18 protein-coding genes are annotated in these 22752 nt (G+C 58.3%); 13 read left to right on the plus strand and 5 right to left on the minus strand.

Annotated elements, in window-relative coordinates; all coding sequences use genetic code 11:
- Positions 1-81: 81 nt before the first annotated feature.
- The 3 genes from H2Z84_RS02120 to aceA form a co-directional block, all read right to left on the minus strand.
- Complete coding sequence (locus tag H2Z84_RS02120) at positions 82-636, minus strand: flavodoxin family protein (protein ID WP_181834511.1); 555 nt, start codon at positions 634-636, stop codon at positions 82-84.
- 139 nt (positions 637-775) lie between these two features.
- Positions 776-2446, minus strand: coding sequence for a 2-isopropylmalate synthase (gene leuA / locus H2Z84_RS02125; protein WP_181834512.1), 1671 nt, complete (start codon positions 2444-2446; stop codon positions 776-778).
- 269 nt (positions 2447-2715) lie between these two features.
- Positions 2716-4014 carry an isocitrate lyase gene (gene aceA, locus H2Z84_RS02130; protein ID WP_103523347.1) on the minus strand — a complete coding sequence of 433 codons (1299 nt, stop codon included), beginning with the start codon at positions 4012-4014 and terminating at the stop codon, positions 2716-2718.
- Between the two features lie 453 nt (positions 4015-4467).
- Between aceA and grpE the strand changes: the two genes are divergently transcribed.
- The 3 genes from grpE (at position 4468) to dnaJ (ending at position 8325) form a co-directional block, all read left to right on the plus strand.
- Positions 4468-5013 carry a nucleotide exchange factor GrpE gene (gene grpE / locus H2Z84_RS02135; protein ID WP_103523346.1) on the plus strand — a complete coding sequence of 182 codons (546 nt, stop codon included), beginning with the start codon at positions 4468-4470 and terminating at the stop codon, positions 5011-5013.
- 132 nt (positions 5014-5145) lie between these two features.
- Positions 5146-7065: a molecular chaperone DnaK gene (dnaK, locus tag H2Z84_RS02140; RefSeq protein WP_181834513.1), complete on the plus strand. Its 1920-nt coding sequence runs from the start codon at positions 5146-5148 to the stop codon at positions 7063-7065.
- A 129-nt stretch (positions 7066-7194) separates the two neighbouring features.
- Positions 7195-8325, plus strand: coding sequence for a molecular chaperone DnaJ (gene dnaJ / locus H2Z84_RS02145; RefSeq protein WP_181834514.1), 1131 nt, complete (start codon positions 7195-7197; stop codon positions 8323-8325).
- Positions 8326-8488: 163 nt separating this feature from the next.
- On the opposite strand, the gene H2Z84_RS02150 is transcribed toward dnaJ, so the two are convergent.
- Positions 8489-9595 (minus strand): porin, encoded by a 1107-nt coding sequence (locus H2Z84_RS02150; protein WP_181834515.1) that lies wholly within the window; start codon positions 9593-9595, stop codon positions 8489-8491.
- Positions 9596-10193: 598 nt separating this feature from the next.
- Here H2Z84_RS02150 and hemB point away from each other — a divergent pair.
- Together hemB and H2Z84_RS02160 are read left to right on the plus strand one after the other, a co-directional pair.
- The gene (gene hemB, locus H2Z84_RS02155) at positions 10194-11198 is read left to right on the plus strand and encodes a porphobilinogen synthase (RefSeq protein ID WP_181834516.1); all 1005 of its coding nucleotides are present in this window, start codon (positions 10194-10196) and stop codon (positions 11196-11198) included.
- Between the two features lie 61 nt (positions 11199-11259).
- The gene (locus H2Z84_RS02160; protein WP_124644770.1) at positions 11260-11475 is read left to right on the plus strand and encodes a hypothetical protein; all 216 of its coding nucleotides are present in this window, start codon (positions 11260-11262) and stop codon (positions 11473-11475) included.
- A gap of 39 nt (positions 11476-11514) precedes the next feature.
- Here the strand turns inward: H2Z84_RS02160 and H2Z84_RS02165 are convergent, their stop codons facing one another.
- Positions 11515-12420 (minus strand): LysR family transcriptional regulator, encoded by a 906-nt coding sequence (locus H2Z84_RS02165; protein WP_181834517.1) that lies wholly within the window; start codon positions 12418-12420, stop codon positions 11515-11517.
- A 110-nt stretch (positions 12421-12530) separates the two neighbouring features.
- On the opposite strand from H2Z84_RS02165, the gene H2Z84_RS02170 reads away from it, so the two are divergent.
- The 8 genes from H2Z84_RS02170 (at position 12531) to hemG (ending at position 22684) form a co-directional block, all read left to right on the plus strand.
- Complete coding sequence (locus H2Z84_RS02170) at positions 12531-13634, plus strand: tartrate dehydrogenase (RefSeq protein ID WP_181834518.1); 1104 nt, start codon at positions 12531-12533, stop codon at positions 13632-13634.
- A 94-nt stretch (positions 13635-13728) separates the two neighbouring features.
- Positions 13729-15303: a BCCT family transporter gene (locus H2Z84_RS02175; protein ID WP_181834519.1), complete on the plus strand. Its 1575-nt coding sequence runs from the start codon at positions 13729-13731 to the stop codon at positions 15301-15303.
- 8 nt (positions 15304-15311) lie between these two features.
- Positions 15312-16265, plus strand: a complete 954-nt coding sequence (locus tag H2Z84_RS02180) for an alpha/beta hydrolase (RefSeq protein WP_181834520.1) — start codon at positions 15312-15314, stop codon at positions 16263-16265.
- Between the two features lie 139 nt (positions 16266-16404).
- On the plus strand, positions 16405-17523 hold the full coding sequence (locus H2Z84_RS02185; protein ID WP_181834521.1) for an aromatic ring-hydroxylating oxygenase subunit alpha: 1119 nt from the start codon (positions 16405-16407) through the stop codon (positions 17521-17523).
- Between the two features lie 169 nt (positions 17524-17692).
- Entirely contained in the window at positions 17693-18658 is a 966-nt protein-coding gene (locus H2Z84_RS02190; RefSeq protein ID WP_181834522.1) for a PDR/VanB family oxidoreductase, read from the plus strand.
- A gap of 237 nt (positions 18659-18895) precedes the next feature.
- Positions 18896-20095, plus strand: coding sequence for a glycine C-acetyltransferase (locus H2Z84_RS02195; RefSeq protein WP_181834523.1), 1200 nt, complete (start codon positions 18896-18898; stop codon positions 20093-20095).
- A 69-nt stretch (positions 20096-20164) separates the two neighbouring features.
- The gene (gene tdh, locus H2Z84_RS02200; RefSeq protein ID WP_181834524.1) at positions 20165-21190 is read left to right on the plus strand and encodes an L-threonine 3-dehydrogenase; all 1026 of its coding nucleotides are present in this window, start codon (positions 20165-20167) and stop codon (positions 21188-21190) included.
- Between the two features lie 177 nt (positions 21191-21367).
- Complete coding sequence (gene hemG / locus H2Z84_RS02205; RefSeq protein ID WP_181834525.1) at positions 21368-22684, plus strand: protoporphyrinogen oxidase; 1317 nt, start codon at positions 21368-21370, stop codon at positions 22682-22684.
- The last annotated feature ends 68 nt before the right edge of the window (positions 22685-22752 follow it).

Consider the following 22752-nt stretch of genomic DNA (forward strand, 5'->3'; position numbering starts at 1 on the left):
CCGGCGATTGCCCATGAAAAAAGCCACCTTGAACAAGGTGGCTTTTTTTACATCTTTAGCTAGCTGATACAGCTAGCACAATCAGCCGCGCAGCTTGGCGGCGATGGCGGCTACGCGTGCGCCGTATTGCTTGGCGGTGTCCAGGTCGCCTTGCGGAATTTCATCCACGCTGGCATCTGACGGGGATTGCACCAGCAGGCCGACCGAGCCACCCAGATTGTTGACGTCGGTACGGGCGGCTGCCTTGCTGTTGCTGGGCAGCAGACCCAGGCTGACCCAGATGCCACCGTGTTGCGAGGCCAGGGTTTGCAGGTTGATCAGTGCTACCTGCTTGTCGCCATTCAGACTGGCGCTATTGGTGAAACCGCCAAATACCTTGTCCTGCCAGGCGCGGGTAAACCAGGCTTTGGAGCTGGCATCGGCAAATTTCTTGAACTGCCAGCTCGGGCTGCCCATATAGGTGGGCGAGCCAAAGATGATGGCATCTGCAGCCGCCAAGGTATCCCAGGCGCTGTCCGGCACATTGCCTTCGGCATCGATGGCGATGAGTTCGGCATTGGCACCGGCAGCCACTTGCTGGGCAACGCGTTGGGTATGACCGTAACCGGAGTGATAAACGACGACGACTTTTGCCATGTTCTTGCCTTTCGTGAAGGACGATCATGAGAAGTTAAGCGGCCTGCGCTGCCGCAGGCCGGATGTTCATAGTATTGGTGAGAAATCGTGCAAGAAAAAGCGCTGTTGGATGAATAAATTGTTTAGCTCAACTAAACAATCACGCGGCAGCCTCCGCGCTGGTGATGGTCGGCGTGGTGGTGAGGCCTGCCAGTACCGCGCGCAGCGCTGCGCGCTCCACATCCGCATCTGTCGCTGCAGCCAGGACGCGCTTGCCTGCGGCTAGCATCAGTTCGACGTAGCAGATGGCGCAGGCATCCGAGCCACTGGCCAGCGCATGCTCCTGGTAATCCAGCACCTGCACCGCTTGTGGCAAGGCGTCTAGCAAGGCGCTGATTAGTCCTTGGCCGCTGCCGCGCAGCGTGCATGGGCCATTTGCGGTCAGCAGTTGCACTTCCAGCGTGACAGCGCCGTTTGCTGTGTTGCTCAGCGAATGCGCCTGATAGCGCCAGTTGTTGGCCGGCGTCAGATAAGCGGCCTCGAACAAGGCGTACAGCCGGATGGGCTCCAGCTCTTTACCATCGCTGTCGGCGGCGAGTTGCGCACGGTGGCTGAGGTCGGTCTGGAAGGCGCGTGGCAAGCGCAAGCCGTAGTGTCTTTCCAGCAGCCAGCTAATGCCTCCCTTACCTGATTGACTGTTGACGCGGATTACCGCTTCGTAGCTTCGGCCTACATCGGCCGGGTCTATCGGCAGATAGGGTACACGCCATGGCTCATCGGCCTTTTGCTGCGCGAGGCCTTTGCGGATGGCGTCCTGATGCGACCCGGAAAAGGCGGTGTAGACCAACTCGCCGGCGTAGGGGTGGCGTGGATGCACCGGTAATTGCAGAAAGTCCTCTACTTGTCGGCGCAGGGTGTCGATGTCGGAAAAATCCAGGCCTGGTGCAAGCCCCTGGCTGTAGAGGTTGAGCGCCAGCGTCACGAGGTCGACATTGCCGGTGCGTTCGCCGTTACCGAACAGACAGCCTTCCACCCGTTCAGCACCGGCCAGCATCGCCAGCTCGGCTGCCGCTACCGCGCTGCCCCGGTCGTTGTGGGGGTGGACGCTGAGAATCAGGCTGTCTCGGTGCGGCAGGCGGCGGGATAGCCATTCGATCTGGTCGGCATAGGTGTTGGGTGTTGACATCTCTACTGTTGCCGGCAGATTGAGGATCATCGGTTTGCTTGGCGTGGGTCCCCAGCAATCGATGACGGCGGTACACACCGAGAGGGCAACCTCAGCCTCGGTCGCAGAGAAGGTCTCCGGTGAATACTGGAATACCCATTCTGTGTCTGGCTGTTGTTGTGCGTGCTTACGTATCAGACGGCAACCATCAACTGCCAGTTGGGTTACTCCGGCTACATCCAGGCCGAATACCATTTCGCGCCAAGCCGGCGCGGTGGCGTTGTAGAGGTGAACAATGGCGCGCCGTGCGCCACGCAGGGCATCGAAGGTGCGGGCGATCAAATCGACGCGTGATTGGGTGATCACCTGCAGCGTGACATCGTCGGGAACCCGGCCGTCTTCAATCAGACGTCGCACGAAATCGAAATCTGTTTGCGAGGCGGCAGGGAAGGCAACTTCGATTTCCTTGAAGCCACATTGCACCAGCACGTCGAAAAAGTGCAGCTTCTGTTCCACTGTCAGCGGCTCGGCCAGGGCCTGGTTGCCGTCACGCAGATCAGTGCTGAGCCAGATCGGAGCATGAGTCTGCTGACGTGACGGCCATTGCCGGTCTGGCAGCGGCCAGGGCTGGAAAGTCGGATAACGATGGGTGGGGAAGGGCAGCATGGGGATCTCCTTTGCAAGGGCATGATGAGCTTGTGGCTTGCAGAGAAGTTTGACAGAAAGTCTTATATTTTCATTTAATTTGATTTAATTTTATTTAGAAAGAAAATAATTTGGACTTAATGTAGAAATTATTGATGTTTAAGGCTGTTTGTTTTACAAATTGTAGAATTGACTGTGGTGGTTTTGCCACGACATCATTTTGCGCGGGCAATAAAAAACCCGCCTTGCGGCGGGCTGTCGATGCGTTACCGGCGACCGGTATGCGCAGCTTAGTGGAACTGCTCTTCTTCGGTGGAGCCGGTCAGCGCGGTCACGCTGGACTGGCCGCCCTGGATCACGGTGGTGACATCGTCGAAGTAGCCGGTGCCCACTTCCTGCTGGTGCGATACGAAGGTGTAGCCGCGGTCGCGTGCTGCGAATTCCGGCTCTTGTACCTTCTCGACGTAGGCCGACATGCCGCGTGCAACATAGTCTTGTGCCAGATCGTACATGTTGTACCACATGCTGTGGATACCAGCCAAAGTGATGAACTGGTATTTGTAGCCCATGGCACCCAGTTCGCGCTGGAACTTGGCGATGGTGGCATCGTCCAGGTTCTTTTTCCAGTTGAAGGACGGCGAGCAGTTGTAGGCCAGCAGCTTGCCCGGATGCTTGGCGTGTACCGCTTCGGCAAATTTGCGGGCAAATTCCAGATCCGGCGTGCCGGTTTCGCACCATACCAGGTCGGCGTAGTCAGCGTAGGCTACGGCGCGGCTGATGGCTTGTTCCAGACCCTTCTTGGTCTTGTAGAAGCCTTCGGCAGTGCGCTCGCCAGTCAGGAAGGGCTTGTCGTTGGCATCGTAGTCGCTGGTGATCAAATCAGCAGCTTCCGCGTCGGTACGGGCAATCACCAGGGTCGGCACGCCGTACACGTCGGCAGCCATACGGGCGGCGATCAGCTTCTGGATGGCTTCCTGGGTCGGTACCAGTACCTTGCCGCCCATGTGGCCACATTTCTTAACCGAGGCCAGTTGGTCTTCAAAGTGCACACCACCGGCACCAGCGCGGATCATGGCCTTCATCAGTTCGTAGGCGTTCAGTACGCCACCGAAACCGGCTTCGGCATCGGCTACGATGGGAGCGTAGTAGTCAACAAAACCGGCGGCACCTTTTTCAACACCTTTGGAGTGCTGGATTTCGTCGGCGCGGGTGAAGGCGTTGTTGATGCGCTCTACTACCTTCGGCACCGAGTCCACCGGGTACAAGGACTGGTCCGGGTACATGGCGGAGTATTCGTTGTTGTCAGCAGCCACTTGCCAGCCGGACAGGTAGATGGCCTTGATACCGGCTTTCACCTGCTGCATGGCCTGACCACCGGTCAGCGCGCCCAGACAGTTGATGTAGGGTTCGTTGTTGACCAGGTTCCACAGTTTCTCGGCGCCTTGGCGGGCCAGGGTGTGTTCCACTTGCACCGAACCACGCAGACGCTCTACGTCGGCGGCGGTGTAACCACGCTTGATACCCTTCCAGCGCGGGTTGGTGTCCCAGTCATGTTGAATGGCGGCGATACGTTGTTCGCGAGTAGTCATGTTCAAACCCTTCTCGAATAGTTTTCTCTGCAGACCGGTGAATTCCGGCAATCCTCTGGCCAAATGACATTCCGGTTTTTCCGGAGTGATTTTGTTGACAACGGTTTTTGCCTGTTGCCCGTTCTGACCACCAAAAGCCCGCGGATAACGGCTTTGCTTGGTGGGTCATTCAGCGTGTGTGGCTCATTATAAGCACAAAAAAAATAGCTTGTGTGCGGTGCAACACCGAAAAAACCACGATGTTCAGAAGGTGACAATTGTGGCGAAAAATGAATAATTGATCGCCCAGTTTTTGTTGCAGTTGCGAAAAGAAAAGTCCGAAAACGCACCGCGAGGTGAGCGCTGGTCACAGCGGTTGTGAACCCTTGGCAAGACCAGGGACTTGAATTCCCGCAGAGAGACCTTATCTGGCATCGGGACATCGTTAAAAGCTGATTCACTTGAGGTCTTGCCATGCAGGAAAACCAGAACAACGCGACCAACGAAGCCGCGGTCGACGAAACCATCAACGCAGCAGCCAGCGAACAGACTGTCGAGCAAACCGCTGAACAGCGCATCGCCGCACTGGAGGCACAGCTTGCCGAACTGCAGGATCAGTTGCTGCGCAGTCGTGCAGATCAGGAAAACCAGCGTCGTCGCAATGCTGAAGAGCTGCTTAACACCCAGAAGTACGCCATCAACAAGTTTGCCCAGGAACTGGTACCGGTAAAGGACTACCTGGAAATGGCGCTGCTGGACCAGAGCGGTCAGATCGACACCCTGAAAATGGGCGTGGACATGACGCTGAAACAACTGGTGGCCGCCTTTGACAAGGCGCAGATCAAGGAAATTTCGCCGGCAGTGGGCGACAAGCTCGACCCGCACCAGCATCAGGCCATGAGCGCGGAAGAATCCGATGCCGAAGCCAATACGGTGTTACGGGTGCTACAGAAAGGTTATCAGCTGGCTGAGCGCACGCTGCGTCCGGCCATGGTGATCGTGGCCAAGGCGCGTGCCTGACCCGGAAATCATAAAAAGGTTCTTGGCGGCCACTTGAAAAAGACAGCATAGCCAATACCTATGAAGACAACAGGCCTCGGCTATCAGCGTTTGGCCGCAGTCGCAACGAATTGAGATAAAGGAATACTGAATATGGGCAAAATCATTGGTATCGACCTGGGCACCACCAACTCCTGCGTAGCAGTTGTTGAGGGCGGTAACCCCAAGGTGATTGAAAACGCCGAAGGCGCACGCACCACCCCGTCCATCATTGCTTATATGGAAGACGGCGAAATCCTGGTTGGCGCACCGGCCAAGCGTCAGGCTGTGACCAACCCGAAAAACACCCTCTACGCAGCCAAGCGCCTGATCGGCCGCCGCTTCGAAGACAAGGAAGTACAAAAAGACATCGACCTGATGCCTTTCCAGATCATGAAGGCGCCCAATGGCGACGCCTGGGTCAAGGTACGCGATCAGGAACTGGCTCCGCCGCAAATCTCCGCAGAAGTACTGCGCAAGATGAAAAAGGCTGCCGAAGACTACCTGGGCGAAGAAGTGACCGAAGCGGTGATTACCGTTCCGGCCTACTTCAACGACAGCCAGCGTCAGGCTACCAAGGATGCCGGCCGTATTGCTGGTCTGGAAGTAAAGCGCATCATCAATGAACCGACTGCCGCTGCGCTGGCGTTTGGCCTGGCCAAGCAGGAAGGCGACCGCAAGATTGCAGTATACGATCTGGGCGGTGGTACTTTCGACGTGTCCATCATTGAAATCGCCGACGTTGACGGCGAGCACCAGTTCGAAGTGCTGTCCACCAACGGTGACACCTTCCTGGGCGGTGAAGACTTCGACCAGCGCATCATCGATTACATCGTGACCGAGTTCCAGCGCGAACAGGGCGTGAACCTGAAGAACGACGTAATGGCCCTGCAACGTCTGAAGGAAGCTGCTGAAAAGGCCAAGATCGAGCTGTCCAGCGCCACCCAGACCGAAGTGAACCTGCCGTACATCACCATGGATGCCACCGGTCCGAAGCACTTGGCCATGAAGATTACCCGTGCCAAGTTCGAAAGCCTGGTTGACGACCTGATCACCCGCTCCATCGAGCCGTGCCGCGTGGCCCTGAAGGACGCCGGTGTCTCGCTGTCCGACATCACCGACGTGATCTTGGTTGGCGGTCAGTCGCGCATGCCGAAGGTACAGGATGCCGTTAAGGAATTCTTTGGCAAGGAACCGCGCAAGGACGTGAACCCGGACGAAGCCGTGGCCGTTGGTGCTGCGATTCAGGGCTCGGTACTGTCCGGCGAGCGCAAGGACGTGCTGCTGCTGGACGTGACCCCGCTGTCGCTGGGTATCGAAACCCTGGGCGGCGTGATGACCAAGCTGATCCAGAAGAACACCACCATCCCGACCAAGGCTTCGCAAACCTTCTCGACGGCAGATGACAACCAGACTGCGGTAACCATCCACGTGCTGCAAGGCGAACGTGAAAAGGCAGCCGCCAACAAGAGCCTGGGCCAGTTCAACCTGGGTGATATCCCGCCGGCACCGCGTGGCATTCCGCAAATCGAAGTGGAATTCAACATCGATGCCAACGGTATCCTGCATGTGTCCGCCAAGGACAAGGCTAGCGGCAAGCAGGCCAACATCACCATCCAGGCGTCTTCTGGTCTGTCGGAAGATGAAATCCAGCGCATGGTGAAGGATGCCGAAGCCAATGCCGAGGAAGACAAGAAGCTGCATGAGCTGGTGACTGCCCGTAACCAGGCAGAAGGTCTGATCCACAGCGTGAAGAAGTCGCTGGCGGAACACGGCGACAAGATCGACGCTGCTGAAAAGGCCAAGATCGAAGACGCCGTCAAGGCCGCTGAAGAAGTGGTGAAGAGCGAAGACAAGGCTGTCATCGAAGCCAAGACCGAAGAACTGGCCAAGGCCAGCCAGAAGCTGGGCGAAATCATGTATGCCCAAGCGCAGCAGGCTGAAGCCGGCCAGGGCGCTGCCGATGCTGGCAAGGCCAAGGAGGAAGGCGATGTGGTGGATGCCGAGTTCGAAGAAGTGAAAGACAAGAAGTAAGCACCCGCTTGCTGACTGAACGAGGCACAGGGAATGGCGGAGGGCTCTCCACCGGCCTCTGTGCCTTTGCCGTATCAAGAAGATCATTGCCTGCCGGACCGGCTGGTCGCGGCCAGAGAGTGAAACACCATGTCCAAAAGAGATTTTTATGATGTGCTCGGCATCAATCGTGATGCTTCCGAGGACGACATCAAAAAGGCATACCGCAAGCTGGCGATGAAATATCACCCGGACCGCAATCCGGACAGCAAGGAAGCCGAAGAAAAATTCAAGGAAGTCAAAGAGGCCTATGAAATCCTCTCTGACAGCCAGAAGCGCAGTGCCTACGACCAGTTCGGCCATGCCGGGGTAGACCCGCAAGCCGGTGGTGGCGGCGGTGGTGCCGGTTTTGGTGGCTTTGGCGATTTCGCCGACATTTTCAGCGACATTTTCGGCGGTGGCCGTGGCGGTGCTGGCGGTGGTGGTCGTTCCAATGTCTATCGCGGTGCCGACCTGCGCTACAACCTGGATATTTCACTGGAAGAGGCGGCGCGTGGCTGCGAAAAGCAGATCCGCATTCCCTCGCATGAGGATTGCGATGTCTGCCACGGCACCGGTGCCAAGCCGGGTACGCAGCCCAAGACCTGCTCCACCTGCGGTGGACATGGTCAGGTGCGCATGAGCCAGGGTTTCTTCTCCATCCAGCAGACCTGCCCGACCTGCCACGGCACCGGCAAGCAGATCAGCGATCCTTGCACCAGCTGCCATGGTGCAGGTCAGAAGAAGACCAACAAGACGCTGAACGTGAAGATTCCGGCCGGGGTGGATGAGGGCGACCGTATCCGCCTGTCTGGTGAAGGCGAGCCGGGACAGAATGGCGGCCCGTCCGGCGATCTGTATGTGGTTACCCATATCAAGCAGCACGCGGTATTCCAGCGTGACGGCATGGACCTGCATTGCGAAATGCCGATTTCCTTTGCCACGGCAGCGCTGGGCGGCGAGGTGGAGATCCCCACGCTGGACGGCATGGCCAAGGTGAAGATCGCCGCCGAAACGCAAAGTGGCCGGGTATACCGTCTGCGCGGCAAGGGCGTCAAGGCCGTACGCGGTACCGACTATGGCGATCTGCATTGCCACGTGGTGGTGGAAACGCCGGTCAAGCTGACCGAGCGCCAGCGCGAACTGCTGCGTGAGTTCGAAGCCATCAGCCAGGGCGACGTTGCCATGCATAATCCGCGTTCCAAGTCCTTTATGGACAAGCTGCGCGATTTCTTCGAATAAGCCGCCAGACAGCGTCTGCGGCTGCGTGCAGGCACTATTGAACAACCCCCGGTTTTCCGGGGGTTTTGTTTTTCAGGGGTGTTGATGGCGGCAGAATGAAAAAAGCCACCGCGGCAAAGCGGTGGCAAATGACTTTTCAAAGGAACCAGCCAGTGGATCTTGCTTAGAAGTTGTGTTTCAGCATAACCCAGGTAATGGAAGCTTTGTCTTCTGCCCAACCCAGTGCAGCTTGTGCACCCTTGTCTTCCTTCACCTGACCGTAGCCAGCTTGCAGCATGGTGCGCTTGCTCAGGCTGTAGTCCACTGCAGCTGCCCACTGGGTAGCACCCCAGTCTTGTGACTGGCCGTCAACCTTCACGCTGCTGCGCTTGGAGTAGACGATGGACGGCTTGAAGGCGCCGATGGTGTAGGCCGCATTGATAGCCCAGGAGCGGCTGGTCAGCTTGTTGGCGCCAGTATTGGCAACGGTAGTGCCAGCAATACCAGACACTGCATAGCTGCCATCGGTGTTCTTGGACCAGGCATCGCCCCACAGAGTGGTTTTCTGCAAGGTGGCGGCCAGGTAGAGATTGTTGGCGTCGTAACCGAATTCAACACGGTGTACACCGCTGTTGTGATCGGCAACGGTATTGTACTTGGCCATGTAGGCGTAGGCACCGAAGAAGCCGGCATTGGAGTAGGCCAGACGGGTACCCAGGGTGTTGCCGGTTTTCTTGCCGCCAGCAGCTTGTGCTTCACCGGAGCCCAGGTGAACCATGGCATTGAAGCCGTTCAGATCCGGGCTGTCATAGCGCACGCCATTTTTAACGCGGCTATCACCATAAGTGCCGAATACGTCGCTGCCTTCATACAGCGGGAAAGCCATACCAGTGTTGTCGCGACGCGGGCCGTACAGGTTGTCGGTAGACTCGGTCTCGCCCAGTACGTCATCGAGGTAACCCAGGCGGATTTTACCGAAGTTGCCTTCTACGCCAACAAAGCTGGTACGGTTGGCGAAGGTGCCTGAACCGGTACCGCCGGTGGTAACGCCATCCACGTTCATACCGGTTTCAACTTGCCAGATAGCCTTCAGGCCATTGCCCAGGTCTTCGCTACCCTTAAAGCCGATACGGCTGGCAAAGTCGTCAACACCGGTGTTCGACTTGAAGTTGGTGTCGCTGCTCTTCATGCTGTCAAGGCCAGCACGAATGGAGCCGTAGATGGTCACGTCTGCTTGGGCGAGCACCGGCATGGCTGCTGCGAGGGCAGCAACGAGTACGAGTTTTTTCATTCCTCTAAATCCTTTAGTAGTTTTTTCTAGGCCTGCCTGATCTGTTGGCAGGCTGGGCGCGGTGTAAAGCAAGCCATGTGAAAACTTGATCTCACCAACGGGGCTGAGTGTGCGAAACACGTTTGTAACCGTCAATGAACATTTATTAACAAATTGCCATGGGAAAAATCTTCTACTGAGTATGTTTCATGATGTTTTTTTTGATTTATATTTTGTTTTCTTTTTTAAAACAATGGTTTGCTATTATTTTTTAGTTCAGTGGCCATCTGCGGAATATTGTTTTTTATTGTAGTTTTCTGATTCAAACGATCGTTCTACTCAGTATTTTGACTGTTGCATTTTGGTAAATTAGACGTTTTGTCTGATAAAAATGCAGTTTTTACACAACAGTTATTGTCAATTGCCATGAGCTGTAAGAATGCTTGGTATGATTTTTTCTGATGTATGACGCGCTGTTGCAGCGACTGCTTGCCTCAAATGCACTGCTTGCCGCAGCGCATGCCACCAGCAGTCGCGCCGCAGGGGAATGGCACTGCCAGTTGGCAGTAACAGGCGTACAATTCCGGACATTGCTATTGTCACCTGTGATGGAAACCCCATGATTTTTGCCAACCGCTATTTCCCTGCCACCCGCATGCGTCGCATGCGCAAGGATGATTTTTCCCGTCGGCTGATGCGCGAGAACGTACTGACCACCAATGACCTGATCTATCCGGTGTTTGTGCTGGAAGGCGAAAATCGCGAGCAGGAAGTCGCCTCCATGCCAGGCGTGGTGCGTCAGAGCCTGGACAAGCTGCTGTATACCGCCGAGCAGGCGCTGGAACTGGGCATCCCCATGTTGTCGCTGTTTCCGGTGATTGAAACCGGCAAGGACAATGCTGCGCAGGAAGCCTATAACCCGGATGGCCTGGTACCCACCGTGGTACGTGCGCTCAAGCAGCGCTTTCCTGAGCTGGGCGTGATGACTGATGGTGCACTGGACCCGTATACCGTGCATGGTCAGGATGGCCTGATCGATGACAGTGGCTATGTGCTGAATGATGAAACCACCGAGGTGCTGATTCGCCAGGGTCTGTGCCATGCCGAGGCCGGCGTCGATGTGTTTGGCCCGTCCGACATGATGGATGGTCGTATTGGCGCGCTGCGTGATGCCTTTGAAGAAGCCGGTTTCATCCACACCAAGATTTTGGCCTACTCGGCCAAGTATGCTTCCGCCTTTTATGGCCCTTTCCGTGATGCGGTAGGTTCGGCCGGCAATCTGGGCAAGGCTGACAAATACAATTACCAGATGGACCCGGCCAATCTGGATGAAGCCATCCAGGAAGTGGCGATGGATCTGGAAGAGGGCGCCGACATGGTGATGATCAAGCCTGGCATGCCTTATCTGGACGTGATTCGCCGGGTGAAAGACACTTTCCGCGTGCCGACCTATGCCTATCAGGTGTCCGGTGAGTACGCCATGCTCAAGGCCGCCTTCCAGAATGGCTGGCTGAACGAAGAAAAGTGCATGATGGAAAGCCTGCTGGCATTCAAGCGGGCCGGTGCGGATGGCATCCTGACCTACTTTGCGCTGGATGCGGCGCGCCTGCTGCGTCGCGGCTGATCACTCGCACTACGCCGCCTGTTTGCCCGGGCGGCGCACTGTGCTGAAAAAGGAGTAGGCCATGGATTTTCTGCACTCAACCTGGTTCTGGCTGTTTGTCATCGTGGCGCTGGTGATGTCCACCATCGGTTCGCTGGCCAGACTGTCCAAGGCCCCGCCGCCGGTCGACCTGCCCGGCGTCAAGCCGCAGCCCTATGCGGCGGATGATGATGATGACGAAGACGGACCGGATAGCCCGGCCGGCCATACTCCGGCCAGCCTGCGCAAGCCAAAGTAGTGTGTTGTATTGTTGCTGATCGGCGTGCGGGCAGGGGCATCACGCCAGCCCGCCGCGCTGAAAATACTGCTGGATGAATTCGACACAGACACGCAGTTTGGCCGAGTTGGCCAGCTTTTCCGGATACACTGCCCAGATGTCTGCCGGCAGATAGTAGTCTGGCAGTACCTGTACCAGTTCTCCCCCTTCCAGTTCGTGCGCCACATCCCATAGTGAGCGCAGCATGATGCCATGTCCCTGCAAGGCCCATTGGTGCACCACCTCGCCATGGTTGGCCGCTAGCGCACCCTGTACCCGAATGCTGCATTCCCCTTGCGGGCTGAGCAGGCGCCATACCCCGAAAGGGTGATCTCTTTCCTTGATGACCAGGCAGTTGTGCTGGCTCAGTGCATTGAGCGTGGCCGGAGAGCCATGTTGTGCCAGATAGGTTGGTGAGGCGCACAGGATGCGCCGGTTATTGGCCAGCTTGCGCGCCAGCAGCTGTGGGGCAATCTGGTTTCCCACCCGGATGTCCAGGTCGATTCCCTCTTGTGCCAAGTCAACCAGACAGTCGGCTACCTCGAAGCGGATGCTCAGCTCAGGGTAGTGCTGTGCCAGTTCCCCCAGTGCCGGTGCCAGATGCACCCTGCCAAAGCCAAAGCTGCTGCTGATGCGAATGATGCCGCGTGGTTGCTCGCGTGCCGTACCGATCTCCACGCTCATCTGCTCCACATCCTGCAGGATTTTCCCGGCCCAGCCGTAGATGCGTTCTCCACGTTCCGTCATGGCAATACGCCGGGTGGTACGGTCCAGCAGGCGACATCCCAGGCATTGCTCCAGCACACGAATACGTTTGCTGACATAGGCCGGGGATGCGGCCATGGCTTCGGCGGCGGCGGCAAATCCTCCCTTGCGGACGACCAGGCAAAATACCCGCAAATCCTCTAGCTGCAGCAGATCCTTCATGTTTCGTGTCTTCTGTATGCACGGAGCAGCCCATTATCCAGGCTTTGTTTTCCGCCATGCTAGGCCTCGAAGTACAAAGTCATTATGACGAAAGAACAGAGGAGGGCAGGATGCGGGCTTACAGGATTGCGGCCATCGCGGGCGATGGCATCGGGCAGGAAGTGCTGCCGGAAGGCTTGCGGGTGCTGGAGGCAGCTGCCAGGCGCTTTGCTATCGAGTTGACGGTGACCCGGTTTGACTGGGCCAGCTGTGACTATTACCTGCAACACGGGCAGATGATGCCTGACGACTGGTTTGACACCCTGCAGGGCTTTGATGCCATCTATTTTGGGGCGGTCGGCATGCCTGATCAGGTGCCTGATCATGTATCGCTGTGGGGCTCATTGTTGAAGTTCCGCCGCCAGTTCGACCAATACGTCAATCTGCGCCCGGTGCGTTTGCTGCCTGGTGTGCCCTGCCCGCTGGCCAATCGCCAGCCAGGTGATATCGATTTCCTGGTGGTGCGGGAGAATACCGAGGGAGAGTACTCCGCAGTCGGTGGCCGCATGTTTGAAGGAACAGAGCGCGAGCTGGTGTTGCAACAATCGATATTTACCCGCCATGGCGTCGATCGCATCCTGCATCACGCTTTTGCCCTGGCACAAAGCCGGCCGCGCAAAAAGCTGACGGCCGCGACCAAATCCAACGGCATCGCCGTGAGCATGCCCTATTGGGATGAACGCGTGGCGGCGGTGGCACAGCACTACCCGGATGTGCAATGGGAACGCCAGCATGTGGATATTCTGGCAGCGCGTTTTGTATTGCAGCCCGACCGTTTCGACGTGGTGGTGGCATCCAATCTGTTTGGCGACATCCTGTCCGACCTGGGGCCGGCTTGCACCGGCACCATTGGCCTGGCAGCGTCCGCCAATCTCAACCCCGAGCGTCGTTTCCCCTCGCTGTTTGAACCGGTACATGGTTCCGCCCCGGACATCTTCGGTAAAAACATCGCCAACCCCATCGCCATGATCTGGTCCGGTGCACTGATGCTGGATTTCCTTGGCCATGGCCAGGGGCCTTGCCGTGCTGCGCACGACGCCATCATGCAGGCCATCGAATCGGTGCTGCTCAGCGGGCCACTGACCGCTGATCTTGGCGGTAAGGCCAGCACAACCGAGCTGGGTCAAGCCATTGCGGCTGCGGTTTCGCAGGCCTCGCTGGCGGTAAAGGGCTAGTCCAGAGCCTGCTGGCAGACCGGTCCGCAACATTGCGGCAGTGTCTGCCGCGATCCCCCGGCAGCTGCTGGGCCAAGGATATTAAGGAGAAAACATGCAAACCTCCAAGCAGGGCCAGCGTGATATTCCGCTGGCCATCATTAGCCTGTTGATTGTGTTTGCGCTGGTCTTTGTCATGATTGCCATGCCAAAAGAATCGGTCGCGGTGGCCAATCGACTGATGTACTGGTGTACCACGGTATTTGCCTCGCCCATATTGTTGTTTGCCTTTTTTGCCGTGCTGTTTGTCATCTGGCTGGGCCTGAGCAAGTACGGTCAGATTAGGCTGGGGGAGGGCGGGCCGGACTATTCGACTTCAACATGGATTTTCATGTTCATCATGTCCGGACTGGGTTCGTCCACGTTGTATTGGGGTTTTTTGGACTGGGCGTATTACTACCAGACCCCTGGCCTTAATTTGCCACCCGCATCGCCGCAGGCATTGAAATACAGTGTGGCTTACTCGTTCTTTCATTCCGGTCTGAGTGCCTGGGCCATGTATGCGCTGGGGGCGGTGGCCATGTGCTATCACTTTCATGTGCGCAAGAACAAGGGTCTGAGCCTGGCCGCGATTATTGGTGCCATCACTGGTCGCAAGCCCGATGGGGCCTTGGGGCGATTGGTCGATTTGCTGTTCATGTTGTGCATGTTTGGCGCACTGACCATCTCGCTGGTACTGACCGCCATCACCTTTGCCCGGTTGCTGTCCATTCTGACTGGCATTCCCGATAGCTTCACCATGCAGCTGATCATCATTCTGGCGGTATCCGTGCTATTCACCCTGTCTTCCTGGGTGGGCATGGATGGTGGCATGAAGCGCCTGAGCCAGATGGTGTGCTGGGGCGTGGTGCTGCTGGCTTGCTACATCTATTTGCTCGGCCCCACTCAGTTTATTACCAGCAATGCTTTGTCCAGCCTGGGGCTGATGCTGAGCAGTTTTGTCGACATGAGTCTGTTTACCGATCCGATGGGCGATGGCAAGTTCACTCGCGAATGGACGGTGTTCTACTGGCTCTGGTGGATTTCCTATGCACCGGGGGTGGCATTGTTTGTCACCCGCATTTCGCGTGGCCGTACCATTCGAGAAGTATTGCTGGCCATGGTGGTCGGTGGCTGTGCTGGTATCTGGTGCGTCTATGGCGTACTGGAAAGTTACAGCGTGCATAGCTTCATCAGCGGCCTGATCAATGTGCCGCAAGTGCTGAGCGAGCAGGGTGGTGAAGTGGCGATTGGCCAGCTGCTGGATTTGCTGCCGGCCGGGCGTTGGGTGATGGCATTTTTCCTGGCGGTGATGGCGATCTTTTTGGCCGCCCACATGGATGCCGTGGGTTATGCGGTAACCGCGACCTGTACCCGCAATCTGGCCGAAGGTGAAGACCCATCCCCTGTCGATCGCCTGTTCTGGTGCGTGATGCTGACGCTGGTTCCGCTGGCAATGATCTTTGCCAAGGCACCGCTCAATACCATGAAGACCACGGTGATTGTAACGGCCATCCCCTTTGCCCTGATCACGCTGGTCATGGTGTATGGCCTGCTCAAGTGGCTGCGTGAAGATTATGGCGATGTTCCGGCACATCAGATTGGCGAACAGCCTCCCCCTGAAGTGGCCAGTAATCAGTCCAGCAGCTGAGCCCGGCCATGGCGAGTACTTATCAGCTTTCTGCGGAAATGCAGTCTTTTGTCAACCAGTGCGCCTTGTTTCAACCGGCGGATGACAGCCTGTCGGAAATGCGGGTCGCCTACGACGCCCTGTGCCGTTACTTCACACCGGTGCTGCCGGATGGGCTGCAGGTTGAGGACCATCTGCTGCTGGTAGCCGGACGACATATCCCGCTGCGCTCGTACCGTCCGGCTGCGCCTATGCCGCCAGCCGGTTGGCCCTGTGTTCTGTATTTGCATGGTGGTGGCTGGATACTGGGCGGCTTGGATTCACATGCTTTTATTGCGGCACCGCTGGCGCAGGAATGTGCTGCGGCTGTGCTGGTCGTCGATTACCGCCTGGCTCCAGAGCATGTATTTCCTGCCGCATTTGAGGATTGCATGGCGGTGTGGGACCAGCTGCGCGTGGATGGCCTGACGCTGGGTATCAATGCCAGCAGGATCGTGGTCGCCGGTGACAGTGCCGGTGGCAATCTGGCTGCTGCACTCTGTATGGCCGCACGTGGCAAAGACGGCCCTGCCTTGCGCGGGCAGGCGCTGATCTACCCCGCGCTGGCCGCTGATCCAAGCCCACCAGCTGCAATTGAACATGCGGCTGCGCCGCTATTAAGCCGCGTGGACATGGCGTATTACCTGGCGCAGTACGCCCCAGATCCAGCAACGCATGCCGACCCACGGCTGGCACCACTGATGGAGGCCAATCTGCAGGGTTTGCCCCCGGCCTTTGTTGCAGTGGCAGAGTACGACCCGCTTCGTGACGATGGCCTGTGCTATGTGCAGCGCCTGCTGGCACATGGCATTGCCGCCGAGTGCCATGTTGGTCGCGGGCTGCTGCATGGCTGCCTGCGCTTTTGGCCACAAGGCATGGAGACTGCCCGCATGTACCGTGCACTGGTCACCGCCCTGCGTCGCCTGTTGGCTGGCCAGGCATGACACTTGTCGCGTATTGGCACGCGATATGGCGCTGCACAAGCTTTCCCGGCCTTGCCATCCTTATTCGTCAGGCATGACCGGACAAGAAAAGGGCAGGCATTTACCGCCCTGTGACGACCCCAAGCAGAGGAGAACACCCATGAATGACTACATCAGATTGAGCCCGGATTTCTGTGCCGATCCTGAGCGTGCCTGGACCTTGCCGGCCGAGTATTACACCTCAGCGCGGGTTTATCAGTATGAGAAGGAGAAGATTTTTGCCCATAGCTGGATTTGTGTAGCACATGTCAGCGAACTGGCCGAATCCAACGACTACATCACGCGGGATGTGGCGGGCGAGAGCATCATCGTGGTGCGTGGCCGGGATGGCGTGCTGCGCAGTTTCTACAATGTCTGTCCACACCGTGGTCATCAGCTGTTGCAAGGCAGTGGGCGTGCCAAGAATGTGATCACCTGCCCCTACCACGCCTGGACCTTCAAGCTGGACGGGCAGCTGGGTCATGCACGAAATTGTGAAAACGTGGTCGATTTTGATGCCAACAAGGCTACGCTATCGCCGCTCAAGGTAGAGCAGTATGCCGGCTTCGTGTTTATCAGCATGAATCTGGATGCCGGCCCGGTGGAAGAACAACTTCCCGGGCTGGAAGAGAGTTTGCGCACGGCCTGTCCGGTGATCGACCAGTTGCACCTGGCTGCTCGTTTTGTCACTTCTACCCCGGCCAACTGGAAAATCATCGTCGACAACTACATGGAGTGCTACCACTGTGCGCCGGCACATCCGGGCTTTGCCGACTCGGTACAAGTAGACAAATACACCCATACCTTGCATGGCAACTGGACCGTGCAGTTCGGTTTGGCGCGCTCGTCGGAAAAGTCGTTCAAGATCGATCCCTCGGTAGAGAACCCCAGCTTCAGTGGCTACTGGGCTTGGCCTTGCACCATGTTCAACGTACCACCGGGGGCCGACTTCATGACGGTGATCTACGAATACCCGGTGGATGCAGAAACCACCTTGCAGCACTACGACGTCTATTTCCGCAACAAGGAACTGACGGCGGAACAGCAGGCACTGGTGGAGTGGTATCGCACCGTATTCCGTCCGGAAGACCTGCGGCTGGTGGAAAGTGTGCAGCGTGGATTGAAGTCGCGTGGCTACCGTGGTCAGGGCCGTATCATGACCGACCGCCAGCGCAGTGGCATCAGTGAACACGGCATTGCCCATTTCCACCAGCTGGTGGCACGTCAGCACCAGGACTGATTCCACTGGCGGCGGTGCCGGTTTTGTCGTAGCCGCCGCTGGTGTGCAGTTCGCTGGCATTGCAAGACTCCCTGCTATACCGGCCGCAAGCCTATATCCATGGCTAGTTGTACATGGCGTGCTAAGTGCTGCTGCCGGTTTTCCCAGTCAACCCCGAGCATGGACCCACATGACCCTGCAGACTCCGAATATTGCCGTCCGCGTGGTGCGGATCGAACAAGCAAGCCCTTTGATCAAACGCTTTACCCTGCAGGCCGCAGATGGCGGCGATCTGCCGGCATTTGGCGGTGGCAGCCATATCATTGTGCAAATCCCCGCTGCCAGCGGTTTGCTCTACAACGCCTATTCCCTGCTCAGCTCTCCATTCAGGCTGCAGCAGTACCAGATTGCCGTGCGGCGTGAGGAAGCCTCGCGGGGAGGCTCGGCCTTCATGCATGAACAACTGGCCGTCGGCGACATGTTGCAGATTTCCTCGCCTAACAACCTGTTCCCGCTGCACGCCACGAGTGGGCGGCAAATATTGATTGCCGGTGGTATCGGCATCACGCCTTTCATGTCCCAGCTAGAGGAGCTGCAGGCAAACGGCGCAGCGTTTGAGTTGCATTACGCCTTTCGCAGCCGCGAACAAGCTGCTTTTGTCGACGAACTGAGTGCACGTTGTGGTGCGCACTGCCATTTACATGATGCTGCCAGAGGTGAACAGTGTGATGTTGCCGGCTTGCTGGCGTCACTGGACATGACTGACCACGTCTATGTCTGTGGGCCGCAGTCCTTGATTGAGGCTGTGCAGCAGGCCGGAGCAGAACAGGGCATTCCGCCTGCCCGCCTGCATTGGGAGCAGTTTGCCGCCAGCACGCAAGGCGGAGAGGCATTTACCGTGGTGCTGGCCCGTTCCGGGCGCGAAATCCGGGTGGAGGCGGAACAAAGCATTCTGCAAGCCATCGAGCAGGATGGTTCGGTCGCCGTGGATTGCCTGTGCCGCGAGGGCGTGTGTGGCACTTGTGAAGTCGCCATTGTGCAAGGCGAGGCCGAGCATCGTGACCAGTACCTGAGTGAAGAGGAAAAGGCCGCGCAGAAAAGCCTGCTGATCTGTGTATCGCGGGCGCGCGCTTCCCGGCTGGTGCTGGATCTGTAAGCAGTGGCGGCCGGTCTGCCACCTGTCCTGGTAGGAAAGTCTCAGTCGGGTGAATGATGACAGTTGTTCGCAAACTGCTTGCAACAAGGTGACAGCTGCTCGGTGAAATCCTTGATAACTGTCACTGATAAAGCCGCATGCGCTGGGCTAGAATGGATGACAGTTTCCAGGCGCGCGGCGATCCCGCAGCTGCTCGAACCCGGCGCCCCACGATTGGCCTATAAGGACATCCCTGCCATGAACCATACCTATCTTGCCCATCTTGAAGCGACGCTGGCGCAAATCCGCGCTGATGGTTTTGAAAAGCCGGAACGGGTGATTGCTACCCCGCAGCGTGCCGATATTGCCTTGTCCGGTGGTGGCCATGTACTCAACTTCTGTGCCAACAACTACCTGGGTCTGGCCGATGATGCCCGCCTGATCGACGCGGCCAAGCGCGGGCTGGATGACTATGGTTATGGCTGCGCCTCGGTGCGCTTCATCTGTGGTACGCAGCAGGTGCACAAGGATCTGGAGCAGGCCATTTCCGGCTTCCTCGGTACCGACGACACCATTCTGTATTCCAGCTGTTTCGATGCCAATGGTGGTGTATTCGAAACCCTGCTGGGTGAAGAAGATGCGGTGATTTCGGACGAGCTGAACCACGCCTCCATCATCGACGGTGTACGCCTGTGCAAGGCCAAGCGTTTCCGTTACAAAAACAACGACATGGCCGATCTGGAAGCACAGCTGCTTGCTGCCGAAGCGGCTGGTGCCCGCTTCAAGCTGATCGTGACCGATGGCGTGTTCTCCATGGACGGCATCATTGCCGACCTGAAAACCCTGTGCGAAGTGGCGGGCCGTCATGGCGCGCTGGTGATGGTGGACGATTCTCACGCTGTCGGCTTTATCGGCGAAAACGGTGCCGGTACGCCAGAGTTGTGCGGTGTGGCCGACAAGGTGGACATCTACACCGGCACGCTGGGCAAGGCGCTGGGCGGGGCTTCCGGCGGTTATGTGTCGGCGCGCCAGCCCATTGTCGATCTGCTGCGTCAGCGTTCGCGCCCCTATCTGTTCTCCAACAGCCTGGCACCGGCCATTACCGCCGCCAGCCTGGAAGTGCTGAAACTGATCAAGAGCGAAGGCCAGCAGTTGCGCGCCCAGCTCAAGCGTAATGCCGAGCTGTTCCGCAATGAAATGTCTGCCGCCGGCTTCACCCTGGTGCCGGGCCAGCATCCCATCATTCCGGTGATGCTGGGCGATGCCCGTCTGGCCGGCGAAATGGCCGCCCGCCTGTTGCAGGAAGGCGTGTACGTGATCGGCTTCTCCTTCCCGGTGGTGCCCAAGGGCAAGGCACGCATTCGTACCCAGATGTCGGCCGGCCACACGGTGGAGCAGGTCCAGCGTGCGGTAGCCGCCTTCATCAAGGTGGGCCGCGAGCTGAAAGTGATCGACTGAAGCACATCCAGACTTCAGCCCGTGGGCCTGCTGGCCGACGGGCGCGCAACTTACAGGCAGGCAAACAGCATGAAAGCATTATCCAAACTCAAGTCCGCACCCGGTTTGTGGATGAACGATGTGGCCCAGCCGGAAATCGGCCATAACGACCTGCTGATCAAGATCAGCAAAACCGCCATCTGCGGCACCGACATCCATATCTGGAACTGGGATGAATGGGCGCAGAAAACCATTCCGGTGCCGATGCATGTGGGCCATGAATACGTTGGCGTGGTCGCTGCCATGGGCTCCGAAGTGCGTGGCTTTGAAATCGGCCAGCGCGTGTCCGGCGAAGGCCACATCACTTGCGGGCATTGCCGTAACTGTCGTGCCGGCCGTCGCCACCTGTGCCGCAACACCGTGGGCGTGGGGGTGAACCGTGAAGGCGCATTTGCCGAATACCTGGTGATTCCGGCCTTCAATGCCTTCCCCATTCCGGACGACATTTCCGACGATCTGGCCGCCATCTTCGACCCCTTCGGCAATGCGGTACATACCGCGCTGTCTTTCAATCTGGTGGGCGAGGACGTGCTGATCACTGGTGCCGGCCCCATCGGCATCATGGCCGTAGCCATTGCCAAGCACGTGGGCGCGCGCCATATCGTGATTACCGACGTCAACGACTACCGCCTGGATCTGGCGCGCCAGATGGGTGCCAGCCGTGCGGTGAACGTGGCGCGTGAAGACCTGAAGCAGGTGATGGGCGAGCTGCACATGTGCGAAGGCTTTGACGTGGGCCTGGAAATGTCCGGCAACCCGCAGGCCTTCCGCCAGATGCTGGAAACCATGAACCATGGCGGCAAGGTGGCGCTGCTGGGCATTCCGCCGGCCAACACCGCCATCGACTGGAACCAGGTCATCTTCAAGGGCCTGGAAATCAAGGGTATCTATGGCCGCGAGATGTTCGAAACCTGGTACAAGATGGTGGCACTGATCCAGTCCGGCCTGGATATCCGCCCCATCATTACTCATCATTTCAAGGTGGATGATTTCGAGCAGGGCTTCGCTGCCATGCTGTCCGGCCAGAGCGGCAAGGTAATCCTGGACTGGAACTGATTGCTCACACTCCTGACTGGCCTGTGTCACTGTTAACGGCACGGCCGGAGCCTTGTCAGCAGCTTCAAACCCGGCGCAAGCCGGGTTTTGCTTTGGCACTGCCGTTGATGGGGGTCAAGCCTCAGGGCGGCTGGCTGCGGCACACTGGGGTATGGAAAATTCTGCAGATTGTTGCTCATGATTGCCGTCATTGGCGCTGGCGTATCCGGCTTGTCCTGCGCCTGGTGGCTGCGCGAGCAGGGCATGGCGGTACGGGTATTCGAGGCGGACGACAGGGTAGGTGGCAAGGTCTTGAGCCAGCATACCGGCTTGGCACAGATCGAGGGCGGCCCCAATACCTTGTATGCCGATGCCGCCTTGCTGGACTGGCTGCGGCAACTGGGCCTGAAGCCGCTGCAGCCGGCGACGGTCGGTCGTCAGCGCCATGTGCTGTGGCAGGGGCGCTATCACCAGTTGCCGGCAGGCCCGCTGGACTTGCTGTGTGGCAATTTCTTTAGCCGGCAAGCCAAATGGCGCTTGCTGGGTGATGTGTGGCGACGTGGCCAGCCAGCACCCGCCGGCGAAACCGTCGCAGCCTTTTTCCGCCGCTGTCTGGGAGAAGAAGTACTGGCCAAGGCCGTGGCGCCGTTTATTGGCGGGGTGTTTGCCGGTGATGCCGAAGAATTGTTGATGTGCGAGACCCTGCCACAACTGGCCCGGCTGGAAGCAGAGGCCGGCTCGATCAGCCGTGGTGCGCTGTTGCAGCTGCTGCGAGGCAAGGTAGCGCGCAAGCAGGCGGTATCGCTGGAAGGGGGGCTGGCCAGCCTGCCACAGCGGCTGGCGCAGGATGTCGATGTCAGGCTCAACTGTCCGGTGCGGGCCATCCGGCGTCAGGGTGACGCCTGGCTGCTGGAGACCGCCAGCGGTCCCTGCATGGCGCGGACGCTGGTGCTGGCCTTGCCGGCAGGGCAGGCGGCCAGCCTGCTGCAAGATTGCGATGCAAGTGCGGCGCAGGCCTTGCGGCAGATTGTGCATGCGCCGATGACGGTAGTGGCCAGTGTGCTGGATGCTGCTACGGTACGCAGGCCATTGCAGGGTTTTGGCGGCTTGCATGCCCCCGGCGAGGGGGCTTTTGCTGCCGGGCATCTGATGAGCAGCCTGCTGTACCCGCAGCGCTGTGCGCCCGGCCAGACGCTGATTACCAGTTTTGTCGGCGGCCGCCATTACCAGCAGCAGGCTGCGCTGGCCGATGGGCCATTGCTGCAGGGCTTGAACCGGGAACTACAGCAGTTGTTTGGCCTGGAGTCCGCGCCCTTGCAACAAACCATTATCCGCTGGCCGCAAGCCCTGCCGCAGGGAACGGCTGCCATTGGGCCAGCCCGCCAGGCCATGCAGCGGCTTGAGAGGCAGGGGCTGCATGTCTGTGCCAACTGGCTGGATGGCGTATCGCTGCCGGATTGTCTGGCCAAGGGGCGGCGGTTGGCACGCCAACTGGCGGAACAGAGTGAACACTAGGGCAGAAACGGCGATTCTTTCGCGCAATGCACAACGCGGCAGGCGTTCTGGCCGTCGCCTTGCTTTTC

The sequence above is a fragment of the Aquitalea aquatica genome, from assembly GCF_013911085.1.
Classification (GTDB): domain Bacteria; phylum Pseudomonadota; class Gammaproteobacteria; order Burkholderiales; family Chromobacteriaceae; genus Aquitalea; species Aquitalea aquatica.

What these genes read in the sequence shown, in the direction of transcription:
- H2Z84_RS02120 (WP_181834511.1), bottom strand. Translation starts at nt 636, where the DNA reads ATGGCAAAAGTCGTCGTCGTTTATCACTCCGGTTACGGTCATACCCAA.
- leuA (WP_181834512.1), bottom strand. Translation starts at nt 2,446, where the DNA reads ATGCTGCCCTTCCCCACCCATCGTTATCCGACTTTCCAGCCCTGGCCG.
- aceA (WP_103523347.1), bottom strand. Translation starts at nt 4,014, where the DNA reads ATGACTACTCGCGAACAACGTATCGCCGCCATTCAACATGACTGGGAC.
- grpE (WP_103523346.1), top strand. Translation starts at nt 4,468, where the DNA reads ATGCAGGAAAACCAGAACAACGCGACCAACGAAGCCGCGGTCGACGAA.
- dnaK (WP_181834513.1), top strand. Translation starts at nt 5,146, where the DNA reads ATGGGCAAAATCATTGGTATCGACCTGGGCACCACCAACTCCTGCGTA.
- dnaJ (WP_181834514.1), top strand. Translation starts at nt 7,195, where the DNA reads ATGTCCAAAAGAGATTTTTATGATGTGCTCGGCATCAATCGTGATGCT.
- H2Z84_RS02150 (WP_181834515.1), bottom strand. Translation starts at nt 9,595, where the DNA reads ATGAAAAAACTCGTACTCGTTGCTGCCCTCGCAGCAGCCATGCCGGTG.
- hemB (WP_181834516.1), top strand. Translation starts at nt 10,194, where the DNA reads ATGATTTTTGCCAACCGCTATTTCCCTGCCACCCGCATGCGTCGCATG.
- H2Z84_RS02160 (WP_124644770.1), top strand. Translation starts at nt 11,260, where the DNA reads ATGGATTTTCTGCACTCAACCTGGTTCTGGCTGTTTGTCATCGTGGCG.
- H2Z84_RS02165 (WP_181834517.1), bottom strand. Translation starts at nt 12,420, where the DNA reads ATGAAGGATCTGCTGCAGCTAGAGGATTTGCGGGTATTTTGCCTGGTC.
- H2Z84_RS02170 (WP_181834518.1), top strand. Translation starts at nt 12,531, where the DNA reads ATGCGGGCTTACAGGATTGCGGCCATCGCGGGCGATGGCATCGGGCAG.
- H2Z84_RS02175 (WP_181834519.1), top strand. Translation starts at nt 13,729, where the DNA reads ATGCAAACCTCCAAGCAGGGCCAGCGTGATATTCCGCTGGCCATCATT.
- H2Z84_RS02180 (WP_181834520.1), top strand. Translation starts at nt 15,312, where the DNA reads ATGGCGAGTACTTATCAGCTTTCTGCGGAAATGCAGTCTTTTGTCAAC.
- H2Z84_RS02185 (WP_181834521.1), top strand. Translation starts at nt 16,405, where the DNA reads ATGAATGACTACATCAGATTGAGCCCGGATTTCTGTGCCGATCCTGAG.
- H2Z84_RS02190 (WP_181834522.1), top strand. Translation starts at nt 17,693, where the DNA reads ATGACCCTGCAGACTCCGAATATTGCCGTCCGCGTGGTGCGGATCGAA.
- H2Z84_RS02195 (WP_181834523.1), top strand. Translation starts at nt 18,896, where the DNA reads ATGAACCATACCTATCTTGCCCATCTTGAAGCGACGCTGGCGCAAATC.
- tdh (WP_181834524.1), top strand. Translation starts at nt 20,165, where the DNA reads ATGAAAGCATTATCCAAACTCAAGTCCGCACCCGGTTTGTGGATGAAC.
- hemG (WP_181834525.1), top strand. Translation starts at nt 21,368, where the DNA reads ATGATTGCCGTCATTGGCGCTGGCGTATCCGGCTTGTCCTGCGCCTGG.